The organism is Allobosea sp. P2_A10 (assembly GCF_056405115.1).
Map to the genome: position 1 here is coordinate 283493 of NZ_JBFUCS010000003.1, position 18354 is coordinate 301846.

At 67.1% G+C, this 18354-nt stretch carries 17 protein-coding genes and 1 tRNA gene; 11 read left to right on the top strand and 7 right to left on the bottom strand.

Translation table 11 applies throughout. The annotated features are described in order from the left end of the window. Positions 1–42: 42 nt before the first annotated feature. On the bottom strand, positions 43–753 hold the full coding sequence (locus tag AC1DZY_RS07275) for a L,D-transpeptidase (RefSeq protein WP_476819417.1): 711 nt from the start codon (positions 751–753) through the stop codon (positions 43–45). A gap of 176 nt (positions 754–929) precedes the next feature. On the opposite strand from AC1DZY_RS07275, the gene AC1DZY_RS07280 reads away from it, so the two are divergent. The 3 genes from AC1DZY_RS07280 to AC1DZY_RS07290 all read left to right on the top strand — a co-directional run bounded on the left by AC1DZY_RS07280 (position 930) and on the right by AC1DZY_RS07290 (position 4322). Then, on the top strand, positions 930–3416 hold the full coding sequence (locus AC1DZY_RS07280) for a ligase-associated DNA damage response DEXH box helicase (RefSeq protein WP_476819418.1): 2487 nt from the start codon (positions 930–932) through the stop codon (positions 3414–3416). Further along, entirely contained in the window at positions 3413–4120 is a 708-nt protein-coding gene (pdeM, locus tag AC1DZY_RS07285) for a ligase-associated DNA damage response endonuclease PdeM (protein ID WP_476819419.1), read from the top strand. Before AC1DZY_RS07280 ends, pdeM begins: the two co-directional genes overlap by 4 nt. Positions 4121–4247: 127 nt before the next feature. Further along, positions 4248–4322, top strand: a tRNA-Thr gene (locus AC1DZY_RS07290). 64 nt (positions 4323–4386) lie between these two features. Here the strand turns inward: AC1DZY_RS07290 and AC1DZY_RS07295 are convergent. Both AC1DZY_RS07295 and AC1DZY_RS07300 read right to left on the bottom strand, forming a co-directional pair. Next, complete coding sequence (locus AC1DZY_RS07295; protein ID WP_476819420.1) at positions 4387–4620, bottom strand: DUF6894 family protein; 234 nt, start codon at positions 4618–4620, stop codon at positions 4387–4389. 64 nt (positions 4621–4684) lie between these two features. Further along, complete coding sequence (locus tag AC1DZY_RS07300; protein ID WP_476819421.1) at positions 4685–5413, bottom strand: Crp/Fnr family transcriptional regulator; 729 nt, start codon at positions 5411–5413, stop codon at positions 4685–4687. Between AC1DZY_RS07300 and AC1DZY_RS07305 the strand changes: the two genes are divergently transcribed. Together AC1DZY_RS07305 and AC1DZY_RS07310 are read left to right on the top strand one after the other, a co-directional pair. Beyond that, complete coding sequence (locus AC1DZY_RS07305; RefSeq protein WP_476819422.1) at positions 5396–5584, top strand: hypothetical protein; 189 nt, start codon at positions 5396–5398, stop codon at positions 5582–5584. The two genes, AC1DZY_RS07300 and AC1DZY_RS07305, sit on opposite strands and share 18 nt — an antisense overlap. Before the next feature lie 183 nt (positions 5585–5767). After that, positions 5768–7930, top strand: a complete 2163-nt coding sequence (locus AC1DZY_RS07310; protein ID WP_476819468.1) for a heavy metal translocating P-type ATPase — start codon at positions 5768–5770, stop codon at positions 7928–7930. A gap of 130 nt (positions 7931–8060) precedes the next feature. On the opposite strand, the gene AC1DZY_RS07315 is transcribed toward AC1DZY_RS07310, so the two are convergent. Continuing rightward, complete coding sequence (locus AC1DZY_RS07315; RefSeq protein WP_476819423.1) at positions 8061–8705, bottom strand: hypothetical protein; 645 nt, start codon at positions 8703–8705, stop codon at positions 8061–8063. A 181-nt stretch (positions 8706–8886) separates the two neighbouring features. Here AC1DZY_RS07315 and AC1DZY_RS07320 point away from each other — a divergent pair, with 181 nt between their 5' ends. Together AC1DZY_RS07320 and AC1DZY_RS07325 are read left to right on the top strand one after the other, a co-directional pair. Continuing rightward, on the top strand, positions 8887–9519 hold the full coding sequence (locus AC1DZY_RS07320) for a GNAT family N-acetyltransferase (protein ID WP_476819424.1): 633 nt from the start codon (positions 8887–8889) through the stop codon (positions 9517–9519). Next, a complete protein-coding gene (locus tag AC1DZY_RS07325; protein ID WP_476819425.1) occupies positions 9516–10697 on the top strand; it encodes a nickel/cobalt efflux transporter in 1182 nt (393 codons plus the stop codon). The genes AC1DZY_RS07320 and AC1DZY_RS07325 overlap by 4 nt, the downstream gene beginning before the upstream one ends. Positions 10698–10709: 12 nt before the next feature. Here the strand turns inward: AC1DZY_RS07325 and cueR are convergent, their stop codons facing one another. Continuing rightward, on the bottom strand, positions 10710–11189 hold the full coding sequence (gene cueR / locus AC1DZY_RS07330; protein WP_476819426.1) for a Cu(I)-responsive transcriptional regulator: 480 nt from the start codon (positions 11187–11189) through the stop codon (positions 10710–10712). A 4-nt stretch (positions 11190–11193) separates the two neighbouring features. Further along, on the bottom strand, positions 11194–13662 hold the full coding sequence (locus AC1DZY_RS07335; protein ID WP_476819469.1) for a heavy metal translocating P-type ATPase: 2469 nt from the start codon (positions 13660–13662) through the stop codon (positions 11194–11196). Positions 13663–13924: 262 nt separating this feature from the next. On the opposite strand from AC1DZY_RS07335, the gene AC1DZY_RS07340 reads away from it, so the two are divergent. Beyond that, positions 13925–14158: a heavy-metal-associated domain-containing protein gene (locus tag AC1DZY_RS07340; protein WP_476819427.1), complete on the top strand. Its 234-nt coding sequence runs from the start codon at positions 13925–13927 to the stop codon at positions 14156–14158. A gap of 47 nt (positions 14159–14205) precedes the next feature. On the opposite strand, the gene AC1DZY_RS07345 is transcribed toward AC1DZY_RS07340, so the two are convergent. Beyond that, positions 14206–14496 (bottom strand): metal-sensing transcriptional repressor, encoded by a 291-nt coding sequence (locus AC1DZY_RS07345; protein WP_476819470.1) that lies wholly within the window; start codon positions 14494–14496, stop codon positions 14206–14208. A 164-nt stretch (positions 14497–14660) separates the two neighbouring features. Between AC1DZY_RS07345 and AC1DZY_RS07350 the strand changes: the two genes are divergently transcribed. From AC1DZY_RS07350 to AC1DZY_RS07360, 3 genes are read left to right on the top strand one after another with little or no spacing between them, the layout of a single operon-like run. Further along, on the top strand, positions 14661–15527 hold the full coding sequence (locus AC1DZY_RS07350; RefSeq protein ID WP_476819428.1) for a MurR/RpiR family transcriptional regulator: 867 nt from the start codon (positions 14661–14663) through the stop codon (positions 15525–15527). After that, complete coding sequence (locus AC1DZY_RS07355) at positions 15524–16849, top strand: aspartate aminotransferase family protein (RefSeq protein ID WP_476819429.1); 1326 nt, start codon at positions 15524–15526, stop codon at positions 16847–16849. The genes AC1DZY_RS07350 and AC1DZY_RS07355 overlap by 4 nt, the downstream gene beginning before the upstream one ends. A gap of 14 nt (positions 16850–16863) precedes the next feature. Next, positions 16864–18354 (top strand): M81 family metallopeptidase, encoded by a 1491-nt coding sequence (locus AC1DZY_RS07360; RefSeq protein ID WP_476819430.1) that lies wholly within the window; start codon positions 16864–16866, stop codon positions 18352–18354.

Here is an 18354-nt window from a genome sequence, read left to right on the forward strand (position 1 = left end):
TCGGCAACAGCCGTCACTGAGCCTGTCGCCGACTGACCGCTGCTATGCCGGCAGGACGACCACCTTCGTCTTGACCGGGGTCTGCGAGTACAGGTGAATCATGTCCTGGCTGAGCAGGCCGACGCAGCCGCTCGTGACGCCAGAGCCGATCGATTCAGGATCGCTGGAGGCATAGATCGTGTAGAGCGTGTAGGCGCCGTTCTGATAGAGGTGAAGCGTGCGGGCGCCGAGCGGGTTTTCGAGGCCGCCGGGCATGCCGCGCGCCCAAACGGCCACCTCCGGCTGGCGCTTGATCATCTCCCTGGGCGGGGTCCAGGTCGCCCATTCGGATTTGCGACCGACATAGGCGTCGCCGTTCCAGCGGAAGCCGTCGCGCCCGACATTGGCGCCGTAGCGTGTGGCGGATCCGTCGCCCTCGACGCGGTAGACGTAGTAATTGCCGGGATCGACGATAATCGTACCGGGCGCTTCCTTGGTCTCGTAGCGAACCGTCCGGCGGTAATATTGCGGATCGACCTTGCTGATATCGGCCGCCGGGATCGGGAATTTCTCCTCGGGCACCGGCCCGTAGAGCTTCTGCGCCTCTGCCAGGCTCATGTAATCGGAGCTCGCGCAGCCGCCCAGCCCGAGAGCACCGAGCCCGGCAGCCGAGGCGGCCAGAAATGACCGACGGTTGAGGAGCCCCGCCCGACGGCCAAGCAGAGCGATTTCATGCGCCTTGCGGGCATCGACATTGCTATCGTCCATGATCATGGCTTTGGACTTTCCCGTATCCTGCTACGCGACGAGAGAGCACTGAGACATGAAAGTGCTGAACGTCTTGCTAAGCTGAAATAGCCGGCACGTGGCTCGGCTGGCAAGCGCGCGCATCGCCGCGCCTGCGCTATTCCCCTTTCGTTCTCTAAACGATCGCCCTATCTCTGGAGCGCATGGTCGCGCCCTCCCCGCTCCCTCCCGCCTTCTCGAACTGGTTTGCCGGCCGCGGCTGGCAGGCCCGGCCGCATCAGCTCGCTTTGCTCGAGGAGGCGCGCGCCGGGCGCTCGACCCTGCTGGTCGCGCCGACCGGCGCGGGCAAGACGCTCGCCGGGTTCCTGCCCTCGCTGGTCGAGCTGACCGAGCCGGGGCGCGAACGCGACGGGCTGCACACGCTCTACATCTCGCCGCTGAAGGCGCTCGCGGTCGATATCGCCCGCAATCTGGAGATGCCGATCGCCGAGATGGGGCTGCCGATCAAGGTCGAGACCCGCACCGGCGACACCTCGGCGGCCAAGCGCACGCGCCAGATCGCCCGTCCGCCCGACATCCTGCTGACGACGCCGGAGCAACTGGCGCTGCTGGTCTCGCATCGCGATGCAAAGCCTTTTTTTGCGAATCTGCGCCGGATCGTGCTCGACGAGTTGCATGCGCTGGTTACCTCCAAGCGCGGCGACCTGCTCTCGCTCGATCTCGCGCGGCTGCGCACACTCGCGCCGCAGGTCAGCGCGGTCGGGCTGTCGGCGACGGTGCGCGAGCCCGCCGACCTGCAGCGCTTCCTCGGCGGGGCACAGACACCCGCCGGGCTCGTCACCGTCACCGGCGGAGCGCAGGCCCGCATCGGCATCCTGCAGACGCAAAGCCGCCTGCCGCTGGCCGGGCATACCACCGGCCATGCGATGGGCGAGATCTACAAGGCGATCGCCGCTCACAGGCTGACGCTCGTCTTCGTCAACACCCGCATGCAGGCGGAGTTCGCCTTCCAGGCGCTGTGGAGCATCAACGACGACAATCTGCCGATCGCGCTGCATCACGGCTCGCTCGACGCCGGCCAGCGCCGCAAGGTCGAGGCGGCGATGGCGGCGGGCAAACTGAAAGCGGTCGTCTGCACGGCCACGCTCGACCTCGGCATCGACTGGGGCGATGTCGATCTCGTCGTCAATATCGGCGCGCCAAAGGGCGCCAGCCGCCTGATGCAGCGCATCGGACGCTCGAACCACCGCATGGACGAGCCCTCGCAGGCGCTGCTGGTGCCGTCGAACCGCTTCGAGCTGCTGGAATGCCGGGCCGCGCTGGACGCCGTCGCGCAAGCCGCGCAGGACACGCCCGAGCCCAGGCTCGGCGCACTCGACGTGCTCGCCCAGCATGTGCTCGGCGTCGCCTGCTCGGACGGGTTCGGCGCGGACGCGCTCTATGACGAGGTCTGCACGGCGTCGCCCTATGCGGGCTTGAGCCGGTTCGATTTCGACTCGGTGGTCAATTTCGTCGCGACCGGCGGCTATGCGCTGCGCTCCTATGAGCGTTTCGCCAAGCTCAGGCAGGACAAGGCCGGGCATTGGCGCGCGAGCCATGCCCGCGTGATCCAGCAATACCGCATGAATGTCGGCACCATCGTCGAATCGACCATGCTGAAGGTCCGGCTCGGCCGCGCGCGCTCGGCCAAGCCCGGCCAGCCGTCACGGATCATGGGCGGCGGGCGCGTGCTCGGCGAGATCGAGGAGTATTTCGCCGAGACGATGACGCCCGGCGACACCTTCATCTTCGCCGGAGAGGTCTTGCGCCTTGAGGGCATCAGCGGAAACGAGGCGATCTGCTCGCGCGCCGCTGCTGGCACCGACCCGAAAATCCCCTCCTATGCCGGCGGCAAGTTCCCGCTCTCGACGTTCCTCGCCGCAAGGGTCCGCGCCATGCTGGCGAGTCCGAAGGAGTGGGCTGGTCTCCCCGAGGAGGTTTCATCCTGGCTGCATGCGCAGCGATTAAAATCGCGGTTGCCGCAGCCCGGCGAATTGTTGGTCGAGACCTTTCCGCGCGGCGGGCGGTTCTATCTCGTCGCCTATCCCTTCGAGGGCCGGCTCGCCCATCAGACGCTCGGCATGCTGCTGACGCGGCGGCTGGAACGGGCGCGCATGAGGCCGCTCGGCTTCGTCTGCAACGATTACGGCATCGCCTGCTGGACGCTGGGCGACATGTCGGCAGCCATTTCGCGGGGCGCGCTGAGCCTCGACGATCTCTTCGCGCAGGACATGCTCGGCGACGACCTTGAGGAATGGCTCGATGAATCGGCGCTGATGAAGCGCACCTTCCGGCAATGCGCGGTGATCGCCGGGCTGATCGAGCGGCGCTTTCCCGGGCAGGAGAAGAACGGCCGGCAGGTCACGATGTCGAGCGATCTCGTCTACGACGTGCTGCGCCGGCACGAGCCCGACCATGTGCTGCTCAAGGCCGCACGGCAGGACGCCGCCACAGGCTTGCTCGACATCCAGCGTCTGGGTCAGATGCTGACACGAATCAGCGGCAAAATCGTGCATCAGCCGCTGGATCACGTTTCGCCGCTGGGCGTCTCGGTGATGCTGGAGATCGGCCGCGAGGCGGTTTATGGCGAGGCGGCGGACGAAATCCTGGCGGAGGCGGAAGCGGTGCTGATCGAGGAGGCAATGGCGTGACGGTTTTGGCCGTGCAGACGAGGCGCGCGGATGCCGCCTTCATGCTGGGCAGGCTGGCGCTCGCGCCCGACCTCTCGGGCGCGCTCTTCCTGCCCGACGAGCGCACGCTCGTCGTCGCCGATCTGCATCTGGAGAAGGGCTCGGCCTATGCGGCGCGCGGCGTTTTCCTGCCGCCCTATGATTCGGCCGCGACGCTGGCGGCGCTGACGGCCGCCGTCCTGCGCCATGCGCCCACCCGCATCATCGCGCTGGGCGACAGCTTTCACGACAGCCACGCGGAAAGCAGGCTTTCGCCCTGCGCGCTCGACGCCCTGAAAGCACTCCAGCGCGGCCGCGACTGGCTCTGGATCACCGGCAATCATGACTGCCAGATCAGCGCCGCGATGGGTGGCGAGACCGCCGCCATGATCGGCCTTGCCGGTGTGGCGCTGCGCCACGAGCCCGACGCCACCGAGGCCGGCTTCGAGATCGCCGGCCATCTCCACCCGGTCGCGAAGGTCAGGATGCGCGGGCGGGCGCTGCGCCGGCGCTGCTTTGCGCTGTCGCCGCGGCGCTGCGTCATGCCGGCGATGGGGGTCTATGCGGGCGGGCTCAACCTGCGCGACCGCGCCTTCGCACCGCTGTTTCGCGAGGGCGTGAGCGCCCACATGCTCGGCGACGGCAGGCTCTTCCGCATCGACCAGCGCCTGCTGCTGGCCGATTGAGGACGATCGCCCGTTCCGGGTTGCGTCGGCACGGGGCTTGTGGCATCAGGACGCCAATTCGGAACGATGGCCTTGCGCCGGGGGTCGCGCTTCGCGACAGCCAGAGGCGTTTGGGCTCATCGATCCTGCTGCGGTAGCTCAGTGGTAGAGCACACCATTGGTAATGGTGAGGTCGAGAGTTCAATCCTCTCTCGCAGCACCAGCATTTCCCTTGAAATGTCTGGATGGATCGGCGTCTCCCGAATTTTTACTGCACAAGAAATCGCTCACGGCAGATCGACGTCGAGCGTCAGGCTGGCTGTGTAGATCTGCCGGCCCTGCTCGTCGCGCACGATGACGCGGAAGCCCATATGGTTCCCGTTCGGCAGCTTTTCCCGCGCCATGTCGGTGAGCGCCGCCTTCGCCTCGGAGCGTGCGGCCTCGACATTTGGCAAATCGACGCCGTCGGTGTCGCGATCGAGCTTGTCGTCGTCGAGCGTATCGAAAAAGAACCGTGTCATTGACGAAGAATGCGTTGGACGATGGTCTGTTCCGCCAACGAACCGATTTTCGCAGGCAAACCTGTCATTTCTTTTGAAGGTGAAGATAAGTCGGGTCGAATTCGCCGAGTTTACACAGCCCGTTCCAGTCGAGAACCTTCAGGCGCCGCCCGCGCATCTCGACAAGCCCCGCGCGACGCAGCTCCTGCAGCTTCTTGTTTGTGTGCACGGTCGAGAGGCCCAGCGCGTCGCCGATCTCGGTCTGGGTCATCGGCAGCTCGCAGGTGACACCGTCCGACAGGCCGACCGCCTCCATCTTGGTGACGAACTCGCAGAGGAAATGGGCCAGCCTGCTCGGCGCCGAGCGCCGGCCGATGCCGACCATCCACTCGCGGAAGATCGCCGCGTCGATCAGAGCCTCGCGCCAGAACGCTTCGGAGACGCGGTATGAAGCCCGCGTGATCCGGCGCACCGCATCATGCGGGATGAACCCGACGAGAGCCGGCGTCAGCGTCCCCAGGCTGTGGTCCATCAGCTCGATATGCAGCGAATGAAGATCGGGGATATCGCCTGGGATATGGAGCGAGAGAATCTGGCGCTCGCCATTGCCGACGGTCTTGTAGCGGCAGGCCAGCCCCTCGATCACGAGGCAGCACTGCCGCGTGCGCTCGCCCTCGCGGACGATGTCCTGATGCGCGTCGAAGCGCTTCATGGCGACGGGCAGGTCGAGCAGCATGTCGTGCTCGCTCTGCGGAAGGTCGGTGATGGTCTCGAGTTTGCGAATAAGCGCCGCAAGATGAACGGCTTTGCTCATGAAAAGCTCCTCGCCCGGCGAGAAAACGGTGGTGCGCTGAAGGAATGGATTGCCGGCGATTGTCTCATCAACGCCCGAACCATGCTTTCGGTTCGATCCTCGCCAGGCCACGCGCCGAAACGGGCCGGATTTTTCCGCCTGAACAGCCGCAGGAAGCGCTTGATCCTCTAGCCGCTAGAGGAATTATGGTCTCTCCACTCAAGCGTGGAGCCTGCAATGTCCGTGTCGTCCAAGTCCCTCGCTACAGATCACGACGCCTGCGGCTGCGGGCATGACCATGCCATTCATGACGGCCGGCACCGCTATGGCGAACCGAAACCCGCGCTCGGGGCGCTGAGCTGGACGGTCGGCGGCATGGATTGCGCGAGTTGCGCCGGCACGATCCGCACCGCGCTGGAGCGGCTTCCGGGCGTGAGCGACCTGACGATATCCGTGACAAACGAGACGCTGTCGCTGCGGCTGGCAGGTGGCTCGACGACGCCCGACGCCGTGACCGCGCAGATCGAAAGGCTGGGCTACCAGCCGGTTCCGCTCAAGCCGGCTACAGCCGATGCGCCGGCGCCTGCCGCAAGTCACGAGGACAAGCCACGACGCTGGTGGCAGAGCGCCAAGGGCCGCGTCGCGATCACAGCCGGCGCGTTGCTGGCCGTGGCCTTCGTCGCAGGCGAACTGTTCCCTGCGGCCTCGTTCTGGATCTTCATGGCCGCGACCGTGCTTGCCGTCGCCCCGATCGCCCGTCGCGCGGTGATGGCGGCGCTTGCCGGCGCGCCCTTCACCATCGAAATGCTAATGACGATCGCTGTGACCGGCGCGTTGTTCATCGGCGCGATCGAGGAGGCGGCGGTCGTCGTGTTCCTGTTTGCGGTCGGCGAGGTTCTGGAGGGCGTTGCCGCCAGTAAGGCCCGCTCGGGCATTCGGGCGCTCGCGGCGCTGGTGCCCAAGACCGCGGTGCTCGACGAGGGCGGCGTCTTGCGCGAGGTCGCGGCCCAGACCCTGCGCATCGGCCAGACGGTGCTGGTGCGGCCCGGCGACCGGGTGCCGGCCGACGGCACGGTGATCGAGGGGCTATCCAGCGTCGATGAATCGCCGATCACCGGCGAATCCGTGCCCAGGAGCAAGGAGCCGGGCGCGGCGATCTTCGCCGGCTCGATCAACCAGGAAGCGGTGCTGCGGGTTCGCGTCGAAAAGGCGGCGCAGGACAACACGATCGCGCGCATCGTCACGCTGGTCGAGGAGGCGCAGGACGCAAAAGCCCCGACCGAGCGCTTCATCGACCGGTTTTCGAGGGTCTACATGCCCTGCATCGTCGGATTGTCGGTGCTGGTCGCGGTGCTGCCGCCGCTCGTCGCTGGCGGCGACTGGGCGATATGGATCTATCGCGGTCTGACGCTGCTGCTGATCGGCTGCCCCTGCGCGCTCGTCATTTCGGTGCCGGCCGCGATCGCATCGAGCCTGTCCATGGCGGCGCGGCGCGGCCTGCTGGTCAAGGGCGGCGCGGTCGTGGAGACGCTGGCTCGTATCACCACCGTCGCCTTCGACAAGACGGGTACGCTGACCTGGGGCCGGCCGATCGTTACCGACGTCGTTCCGCTGAACGGGGATGCGCGCGCACTGCTTGGCCTTGCGGCTGCAGTCGAGCGTGAATCGAATCACCCGCTGGCGCAGGCCATCGCGGAACGGGCGGTCGACGACCGTGCGCCGTCGCAGGCCGCCACCGCCGTCCGCGCCGTGCCCGGCAAGGGCATGGAGGGCATGGTCGGCGGTGTCGCCGTCTTCGTCGGCGCACCGCGCTTCGCCGGCGAGCAGGTGCGGTTCGCGCCGGACATGACGAACCGGATCGCAGCGCTCGAGGAACAGGGCAAGACGGTCGTCGTCGTGCTCAGGGGCGGCGAGGCCGCCGGCCTGATCGCGCTCCGCGACGAGCCGCGCCCCGATGCGAAGGCCGCGCTCGCCGAGCTCAAGGCGATGGGAATCGCGCCGGTGATGCTGACCGGCGACAACCGCCGCACGGCAGAGGCGATCGGCCGCGATCTCGGCGTCGAGGTCCAGGCCGAGATGATGCCCGAGGCCAAGGTCGAGGCGGTGCGTGCGCTTGCCGCCAGCGGCCATGTCGCGATGGTCGGCGACGGCATCAACGATGCACCGGCGCTGGCTGCCGCCCATGCCGGCATCGCCATGGGCTCGGGCACCGATGTCGCGCTGGAAGCGGCCGATGCGGCGCTGCTCAAGAGCCGCGTCGGAGACGTCGTCCGGCTGATCCGTCTAGCGCGCGGCACGATGGCGAATATCCGCCAGAACATCGCCATCGCGCTGGGCCTGAAGGCGGTGTTCCTGGTCACGACGATCACCGGCACGACCGGGCTGTGGCTGGCGATCTTCGCCGATACCGGCGCGACCGTTCTGGTGACGCTCAACGCGCTGCGGCTGCTCGGCTTCTTCAGGGATGGGGATGAGGAGGCCGCAGACGGCTCGCGGCCGGCACAGTCGGCCGCGACGCGGATTGCGCCTGCCGGCTGAAACCAAACCACCTATTCTGTTCGAGCCCCAACGCCGTCATCCTGGACAAGCCGCGTAGCGGCCAGGATGACGGCAATAGCGGTCTGGATTTCGACGCTCCGCAGTGGAAGCGCTTTCTGCTGCGATGAATTCAGCCGCGCGGCGCGATGACGAAACCGCGGATGGTTTCGCCTGACGCGCTCCTCACGCTGATCCGGCCGTCACTGGCATCCTTGATCTTGCCGCTTGCTATCAGGCTCGTCGGGCCGCCGCCCGTTTCCGTTACCAGATTGCGGATCTGGTAGTCCTCGGCGCGCGGGCCGATGGCCTGGACGACGACATTGCCGGCGGGTGGAGCGGGAGTCGGCGCGCCGTTCACGCTGAAGAACAGTTCCCAGCGGGTTTCGTCGAGCCATTTGATCTCGACTGCATGGCCCGCCGTCAGCCCGACGAGGCTGCCGCCATGCGGGCCTGTCCTGGCGGCCGCCGGCTCGACGCCCGGCAGGAGCGCCTCTCGGGTGTGGAAATGCGTGCCGTGGACGACGCGAACGCGTGCCCGACAGGCGCCGGCGACCTCGCCGCTGGCGCGGATGATCGAATGTCCCCCGGAGGAGATGGCGAGGGGGACAATCGTGCCCTCGCGGTCGATCGCGTCGACCTCGACCTCGGCGACTGGTGGAGCCTTGTAGTTCTCGATCCCGGCCTCGCTGAAGACGAGATCCCAGTTGCCTGCATCGCGGCCGACGATCTCGACCATCTGGCCATGACCCATATGGAGCGATGCTTGCCGAGACATGATATTGACCTCCGACGTATTTCCGATCACGCGCCGATGCGAACCCGAACACCGCAAGGGCAAGATTGATCCTATCCCCCCCGATAGGTTACAACAAGCATGGCCTGAATGACCGGAGCGCTTTGGGATGGCGCGTGGCGGCCTCGTTTGAGCGCCACCTGTCAGTGGAGAGGAGACCGGCATGAGCGATACGCGGGTCTTGAAAGAAGCGCGGACAGCCCCGCCGGCCGGGCTGACGCTTGCCCGCCTGTCGGACAGCAGCGGACCGGAGCATGCCGCCGCCCGCCGGTTCTGCCTCGACGTGATCAAGGAGTATTACGGTTTCGACTACCGGACCGACTGGCACGCCGATCTCGATTCGCTGCTGCTCGATGCCGAAGCCAACCAGTTCAGCACGCACAATCGCGGCGGATTCTGGACGTTGGCCGCGCCGGACGGGGCGCTCGTCGCGACCGCGGCCGTAAGCCATCTCGGCTGGAAGCCGGCCTTGGCCGCGGCCTTCGCAGAGCGCTACGCAACGCCCGAACGCATCGGCATGCTCGGCCGCGTCTATGTCCGCAGCGACCAGCGCGGGGACGGGCTGGGCCGCTGGCTGAACGGGCTCTGCGAAGACCAGGCCCGGCTACTCGGCTACGACACGATGTATCTCCACGCCTCGTCTCATGCCGCCGCCACGATCGCGTTCTGGAAGAGCCGGAGCTACGCCCCGTTCAGCGAATCGATGGACAGCATCCATTTCGACAAGCCGCTCGTCTGGCGAGACGACAGGCTCGAGCCTTCTCCCGATCACCAATCGCAAGGGAGATCGCCGTGACATCGTTCAGCGAATTGCTCGCGCAGGGCGCTCACAGCGCCTGGTTCTTCATTCCCAGCGCGGTGCTGCTTGGAGCCCTGCACGGTCTGGAGCCCGGCCATTCCAAGACGATGATGGCGGCCTTCATCGTCGCGATCCGGGGAACCGTGACGCAGGCCGTGCTGCTGGGGCTGGCGGCGACGCTCTCGCACACGCTGGTGGTCTGGGCGGTCGCACTGACCGGCATGTACCTGTTCAAGGGCATCGACGCCGAAACCACCGAGCCCTATTTTCAGCTCGCCTCGGCCGTCATCATCATCGGCATCGCGGGCTGGATGTTCTGGCGGACCTGGCAGGAACAGAAGCTCGCCCGGCAGCACGAGCGCGAGGTCGCCGCGTTCGAGACAAGCCGCGACGCCTCGCCCCTTTCCCGCATGGTCGATACCGGCCACGGCTTCATGTCTCTGGAGATCACCCCGGAGCGCCCGGCCCGGTTCCGGCTCCGCGTCGTCAGCGGCGACAACTGGGCCGGCGAATACGTCACCCTCACCGTCGAACGCCCCGATGGCGGCACGCAGGCGTTCTCCTTCCTCGACCGCGACGGCTACATGGAATCGGCCGAGGTCGTGGCCGAGCCGATCGACTTCACGGCCCGGCTCAGCCTCGACCATGGCGACCATGAGCACGACTACGACGTCTCCTTCCTGAATGGCGGCGAAGGCGCCAAGCCGCCAAACCAGCACGAGCCGGGGCTGGACGTCAGCGGCGATGGCTACATGGACGCTCACGAGCTCTCGCACGCCAACGACATCCGCAAGCGCTTCACCGACCGGCAGGTGACGACCTGGCAGATCATCCTGTTTGGTCTGACCGGCGGGCTGATCCCCTGCCCCGCCGCGATCACCGTGCTGCTGCTGTGCATCCAGCTCAAGGAGATCACGCTTGGCGCGGCGCTGGTGCTGTGCTTCTCGATCGGGCTCGCCATCACGCTGGTCACGGTCGGCGCGGTCGCGGCGATCAGCGTCAGGCAGGCGACCAAGCGGGTCGGCTGGCTCTCGACGGCAGCAGCACGCGCGCCCTATTTCTCGAGCGCGCTGATCATCCTCGTCGGCCTCTACACCGCCTATCACGGCTGGAGCGGCCTTCGGGAGCTCGGGCATTCCCACCCACACACGGCGGCGCAGGCGCGCACGCTCTGAACCTCTGCGCTCTTACCGGTTCGACCGAAGGCGATGCTTGCGTGCGATTGGCCGTGACGAGAAGGTCGAGGCCGGCGGGGCTTGCGCGCCCCCTTTACCGATCGTCGAAGCGGCCATGTCCTCAAGGATCGGGCAATCCGGCCGGTCGTCACCATGGCAACAGCCGGCGAGATGCTGGAGCGTCTGGCGCATGCCCTCCAGCTCGGCGATCTTGGCTTCGAGATCGCGGACATGCTTCAGCGCGAAACGCTTCACATCGGCGCTGGCGCGCGCCTTGTCGCGCCACAGCGCCAGCAGCTCCGAGGTCTCCTCGATCGAGAAGCCCAAGCCCCGGGCACGCCGGACGAAGCGCAGCGTATGCACATCCTCCTCGCCATAGACGCGATAGCCGCCTTCGCTGCGCTGCGCCGGCCTGATCAGCCCGATGCTTTCATAGTAGCGCAGCATCTTGGCCGAGACGCCCGATGCCGCCGCCGCTTCGCCGATGTTCATCGTCTCAGCCTCCAAGCTGGATCGCCGGCGTCAGCGCGGACTTCGCCGTGTCAGTCGCGAGCGGCGGCTTGAAACCACGCAGACGCAGCGCGTTGGCGAGCACGCTGACGCTGGACAGCGCCATGGCGAAGCCGGCGAAGATCGGCGACATCAGAATACCGAAGGCCGGATACAGCGCGCCGGCCGCGACCGGAATCAGCAGGACGTTGTAGCCAAAAGCCCAGCCGAGATTCTGCGCGATGTTGCGGATCGTGGCGCGCGACAGCGCGATTGCGTTGGGCACGTTGCGCAGGTCGCCCGACATCAGCACGACATCGGCGCTCTCGATGGCGATATCGGTGCCGGTGCCGATGGCGAGCCCGACATCGGCCTGCGCCAGCGCCGGCGCGTCGTTGATGCCGTCGCCGACGAAGGCGACCTTGCCGAGCAGCGCCTGGAGCCGCTTGACGACATCGGCCTTTCCGGTCGGCAACACCTCGGCAACGACCTCATCGATGCCGAGCTGGCGCGCGATCGCCTCTGCCGTGCGGCGGTTGTCGCCGGTGATCATCACGATCTTCAGGCCGAGTTCCTTCAGCGCCGCGAGCGCGGCCGGAGTGGTCTCCTTGACGGGATCGGCGACGGCAAGCACCGCCCCGAGCCGGCCGTCGAGCATGACGTAAAGCGGCGACTTGCCGCGATCGGCCAGATCCTCCGCCGTCTTGGCGAAGGGCGAGACGTCGATGCCCTCGCGCGCCGCCAGCCGATCCGCGCCGACGAGGACGCGGCGACCTTCTACCGTGGCGAGAACGCCGAAACCGGCCTCGGCCGTGAAGTCCGACGGCTCCGTCAGCGTCAGGCCGCGCCGCTTCGCTGCGGCCACGATCGCCTGCGCGATCGGGTGCTCGGAACGCATCTCGACGATGGCCGCGAGACGCAGCAGCTCGGCCTCGTCGAAGCCCTCGGCCATGACGATGTCGGTGAGTTCGGGATGGCCCTTGGTCAGCGTTCCCGTCTTGTCGAGTGCGACGACCTGCGTGTCCCGCAGTGCCTGCAGCGCATCGCCGCGGCGAAAAAGCACGCCCATCTCGGCCGCCTTGCCGGTGCCGACCATGATCGAGGTCGGGGTGGCCAGGCCCATGGCGCAGGGGCAGGCGATGATCAGCACCGCGACCGCGTTGACGACGGCGAAGCTCAAAGCCGGCTGCGGCCCCAGCAGCATCCAGATCGCGAAGGTCGCAAGCGCGGCCGCCATCACCGCCGGGACGAACCACATCGTCACCTTGTCGACCAGCGCCTGGATCGGCAGCTTCGACCCTTGAGCCGCCTCGACGGTGCGCACGATCCGCGCCAGCAGCGTGTCGGCGCCTATACGGGTAGCGCGGAACTGGAAGGAGCCGGTCGTGTTGACCGTGCCGCCGACGACCTCGTCGCCCTCGCCCTTCCGCGCGGGGGCGGGCTCGCCGGTGATCATCGATTCATCGACGAAGGACGAGCCGAAGATGACCGTGCCGTCCAAGGGCAAGCGTTCACCCGGCCTGACGATGACGATGTCGCCGAGGCGGACCTCCCCGATCGCGACGTCGCGCTCGGCTCCGTCACGGATGATGCGGGCTGTCCTGGCCTGAAGCGTCATCAGCTTACGGATCGCCTGGCCGGTGCGGCCCCTGGCCCTGGCCTCGAACCAGCGCCCGGCCAGGATCAGCGTGACGATGACCGCTCCCGCCTCGAAATAGGTGTAGTCCATGCCATCGGGCAGCAGCTCTGGCAGGGCGATCGAGACCAGAGAATAGAGCCAGGCCGTCGAGGTGCCGAGCATGACGAGCGAGTTCATGTCGGGCGCGCCGCGCAGCAACGCAGGTCCGCCCTTGCGGTAGAATTGCAGCCCGGGGCCGAATTGCACGATCGTCGCGAGGACGAAGGAGATCAGCCGCATCATGTCCTCGCCGATCCTGCCGGCAAGGACATGGTGCAGATTTTCGGAGAGATGGATGCCCATCTCCATGACCACGATCGGCAGCGTCGCAATGGCCGCGACGGTCAGCGCGCGGCCGAGATGGCGGATTTCCGCCTCGCGGGCGGCGGCTTCGCGATCGACCTGGCCGGCTTCGTCGACGATCGGCCGGGTCTCGTAGCCGGCCTTGGTTGCGGCGGCAGCGGCGGCGCCCAGCACCTCCTCGCCGCCGGCATAGCGCAGATGGGCGCGGCTGGTGGCGAGGTTGACGCTCGCATCGAGCACGCCCGGAACGGCCTTCAATGCGCGCTCGACGCGGCCGACGCAGGAGGCGCAGCTCATGCCTTCGATCGACAGATCAGCCTCGGAATCCTGCGCGGGGTAGCCGGCCTTCTCGACGGCGCTCAGCACCTCGCCGGCAGTACCACTGCCGAGATCGATAGTGGCGCGCCCGGTCGCGAGATTCACCGCCACATCGGCGATGCCCGGCACCGCGCGGATCGCCTTCTCGACGCGCCCGACACAGGAGGCGCAGCTCATGCCGTCGACCGCCAGCACCAGCGTCCGGCCCGGCGCGACGGGCGGCGGAGTAGGGATCTGCCGGGATTGCGTGAGTACCGTCATCGGGGCCACCTCGGTTGGACGAACGGTCTCGTCTGTAAGGCTTCCCATCGTGGGAATGTCAAGCGCCGTATCTGGTCATCCGCCTCCCCCGTCGCAAGCCGCGAAGATCGGGCTTGACCTTGCCATGTGGCAAGGCCGCAGGGTGGGGGCATATCCAGTCGCTCGAGGAAAATTCGCGATGCCCCAGTCCGAGAAAACCAAAGCCTCCGCCAGCGCCGGCGTTACACTGCGTGTCGAGGACATGAGCTGCGGCCATTGCGCGAGCACGATCAGGAACGCCATCGAGAGCGCGGTTCCCAGTGCGAAGGTCCAGGCCGATCCGGCGACCCATCTCGTTTCGGTCGAGGGCGTCGGCCTTGCCCGGGCAAGCGAACTCATCACGCTTGCCGGCTATACCCCAAGCGCCCGCTGATTTTACGCGGAACCAAATGTTCCGGAGACCGTGCGTGCAGCGTCGGCTCAGAGATATTTGGTGATCAGCTTGAATTCGTCGATCGGCTGACGCTGTTCGCGCGTCAACGCGCCGAGCGCATCCTCGATGCAATGATCGATATGATCCTGGATCAGGGTGCGCTTGGCCTGGGTGATGGCCTTTTCGACCGCGGCGAGCTGCTGAGCGATGTCGACGCAGCCGCGACCATCCTCGATCATCTGGATGACGCTCTTMAGATGACCTTCCGCCCGCTTAAGCCGATTGGCGATATCGACATGATGGGTGTGGATGTCGTGGCCTTTTGGATGATCGCCCATAAATCTCGATATCGTTTGCCGTCGTGAAGCGTCAAGGCGATGTGCCCGACGGCGGCCATCGTCTCCGTCGATTTCGGCGGCAGCCAGCACGGAGCGGACCGCCTTGACATTGCCCCGCGCGAAACGGATGTTCCACCCATGGACCGCAACGGAACGATCGTAACTTGAGCTCCGCCACGCTGACGCGCCTGAACGAAGCCCTGCGCCACCTGCCGCCGCAGCAGGCCGATGCGGCGCGTTTCGTGATCGGCCGGGCTTTCGACGCCGCGACGACGCCGATGCGCGGACTCGCACGCAGTTCGGGCCTCGCACCCGTGACCTTCACGCGGCTGGCGCAATCGCTGGGCATGTCCGGCTGGGACGAACTCAAGGCGCTGCTGGTCGAGGAAACGCGCGAGGGGCTTACAGCCTCCCATCGCGGCCCGTTCTCGGCGCGCGCCATGCCCGAAGGTGGCGAGAACCGCCTCGTTGCTGGCATGATCGAGGCCGATCAGCGCGCTCTCGGCGAGATCGACCCCGCCGGCATCGCCCGGGCCGCCGCCGTCCTCGAAGGCGCGCCGCGCGTGCTGGTCGCGGGCTTCCGCAGCTGCCACGCGCCGGCAATGCTGTTTCACTATCTCTACCGCCTGTTCCGGACCGAGGTTGCGCTAATCGGCGGCATGGGCGGCGTGCTCGATGTCGAACTCGGCGGATTGCGCGGCGACGACGCGCTGCTGCTCTTCGGCTTCGACCCCTATTCGCGCGACGGGCTGCTCTGCGCGCATGCCGCCGCCGATATCGGCGCGAAGGTGGTCGCGGTCGTCGATACGCCGGCAGCGCCCATCGCAGAAGGCGCAGCCGTCGTGCTGACCTTCGGCAGCGACTCGCCCGGCTTCTTCCCGTCCCTGTCGGCCTGTACCGGCGTGGTGCAGGCCTTGGCCGCGACGCTTTATCTGCGTGCAGGCAGCGACGGCAAGGAGCAGTTGCGGCGGACGGAGGCCCGGATCGAGGCGCATACCGCCTATCTCAGCCCCGCACGGAGCCAGCGATGACGCATCTGCTGCACCGCTCGCTCGATAACATCCCGCCGCTCGCCGTCGTCGGCGCGGGCATCCTGATCCGCACGGAGGATGGCCGCGAGATCATCGACGCAGCCGGCGGCGCGGCCGTCTCCTGCCTCGGCCATGGCCATCCGGGTGTCGTCAAGGCGATCCAGAAACAGGTCGCCGATCTCGCCTATGCCCATTGCGGCGCGTTCAGTTCTCGCCCGGCCGAGGATCTCGCGACCTGCCTCGTCGGCCATGCCCCGGGCGGGCTGACGCATGCCTACTTCCTGTCAAGCGGCTCGGAAGCCTGCGAGGCCGCGCTGAAACTGGCGCGGCAGTATTTCATCGAGATCGGGCAGCCCCGGCGCACGCGGTTCATCGCGAGACGCCAGAGCTATCACGGCAACACGCTGGGCGCGCTGGCGGCGGGCGGCAACATGGCACGACGCGCACCCTATGCTCCGCTCCTGGCCGACGCATTCAGCCATGTCTCGGCGCCGATCAGCTATCGACGCCCGACAGGAATGAGCGAAGCCGATTTTGTCACGCATCTCGGGGACGAGCTGGAAAGCGAGTTCAGGCGTCTCGGTCCCGGCACGGTGGCGGGCTTCATCGCCGAGACGGTGATCGGCGCGACGGCTGGCGCGGCGCCTCCGCCCGAGGGTTATCTGCGCCTGGTGCGCGAGATCTGCGACCGGCACGGCGCGCTGCTGATCCTCGACGAGGTGATGTGCGGTATGGGCCGCACCGGCGTGACCCATGCCTGGGAGACGGAGGGCGCGAGCCCCGACATCGAGATCGTCGCAAAAGGCCTCGGCGGCGGCTACCAGCCGATCGCGGGCGTGCTGATCGGCGGCAAGATCGTCGAGGCCATTGCGGCGGGCAGTCGCTCGCTGCTGCATGGCCACACCTATATGAACCACCCTGTCGCCTGCGCGGCGGCGCTTGCGGTGCAGCAGACGATTGCGGCTGAAGGCCTGCTCCGGTCCGTCCAGACGATGGGCGTGCGCCTCGACGAGCGCCTGCGCGCCCGGTTCGGCAACCATCCCCATGTCGGCGATATCAGGGGGCGCGGCCTGTTCCATGCCATCGAACTGGTCGCCGACCGCTCGACGAAAGAGCCCTTCGACCCGGCGCTCAAACTGAACCAGCGGGTGATGCGCGCCGCCTTCGAGATCGGCCTTGCCTGTTATCCGTCGGGCGGCACGATCGACGGCGTCAGCGGCGACCATGTTTTGCTGGCGCCCCCCTACATCGTCACCAGCGAGCAGATCGACAGGATCGTCGAGATTCTGGGCGATGCGGTCGATGCCGCGCTCGCGCATTGAGGGGACACGGAACCATGCCCCGCCTCGCCATCGCCCGCTTCTCGCATGAAGGCAATTCGTTCTCGCCGGTGCCGACCGGGCTGAAAGACTTCAAACGCGAATGGTATCAGGGCCAGGAGGCGGAAGCCGTCTATCGCGGTACGGCGACCGAGGGCGGCGGCGCGGTCGCCTTCCTCGACGCCAATCCGCACTGGCGCGGCACCTTCCTGCGCATGGCTGGCGCAACGCCTGCCGGCCCGGTGACGCGCGACGCCTATGAGGCGATCGTCAATGAGATCGTCACGGACCTTGCCGGCGGCGAATGGGACGCCGTCTTCATCTCGCTGCATGGCGCGATGCTGGTCGATGGGCTCGACCTTGCCGATTACGAGATCGTCCGGCGCGTGCGCGAGGCCATCGGCCCCGATATGCCCTTCGGCATCAGTCTCGATCTGCACGCCAATCTCGATCCGCGCATGGCCGATCTCGTGACTTTCGCCGCAGGCTTCAAGGAGCACCCGCACACCGACATGAAGGAGACCGCCGAACGCGTGCTCGACGTGCTCGACCGCACCGTGAAGGGGCAGGTCCGCCCCGTCGGCCACATCGCCAAGCTCGACGCGATCCTGCCCAGCATCAACATGCGCACGGCGGAGGGGCCGATGGCGGAACTCGAGGCCTTCGCGCGCGGGCTCGAATTCGATCCGCGCATTCTCGACGCCTCGCCCTTCGGCGGCTTCTCCTATGGCGACACGGTGGTCGCCGGCGCCGGCGCGCTGGTCTTCACGGACAATGATCCGGAGCTGGCCCGCGCGGCCGCCGAACGCCTCGTCGAGGAGACACGGCAGCGGCTCGACCGCTTCTTCATCGACCTGCCCAGCGCGACCGAGGGTATCGCGATCGCGCTCAAGAGTTCGGCCCGCCCCGTCGCTGTGATCGATTCCGGCGACAATCCGGCTTCCGGCGGCATCGCCGACACGCCGGAGATGCTGCGGGCGCTGTTTGCCGCCAAGCCCTCCGTGCCGGTGGTGTTCTCCTTTTTCAGCGATCCCGAGCTTGTCGAGCGCTGCTGGGCGGTCGGCGAAGGAGTTGCGATCGACGGCACGCTCGGCGGCCGGATCAGCGGCGACTTTGGCTCGCCCGTACCCTTCAAGGGAACGGTACTCAAACTCACCGACGGCCAGTACGTCAATGTCGGCCCGATGATGCGCGGCCTGCCGATGTCGCTGGGGCGAACCGCGGTCATCGGCGTGGGAACGATCAGTATCATCGTCACCACTGCCTGCGGCTCCACAAATGATCCGGCCTTCCTGACGCTGCACGGGGTCGACATGACGAAGGTCGATATCCTCTGCATCAAGGCGAAGAACCATTTCCGCGCCGCCTTCAGCGCGATCTGCCCGGTGATGATCGACATCGACGCGCCCGGCCCCGCCGCCCTCGACATTGCAAGCTTCCCGTTCCGCCTGGCTCCGCCGACCCTTTATCCGCTTCACCCCCAACCACTTCGTTCCAGGGAGGCCTGA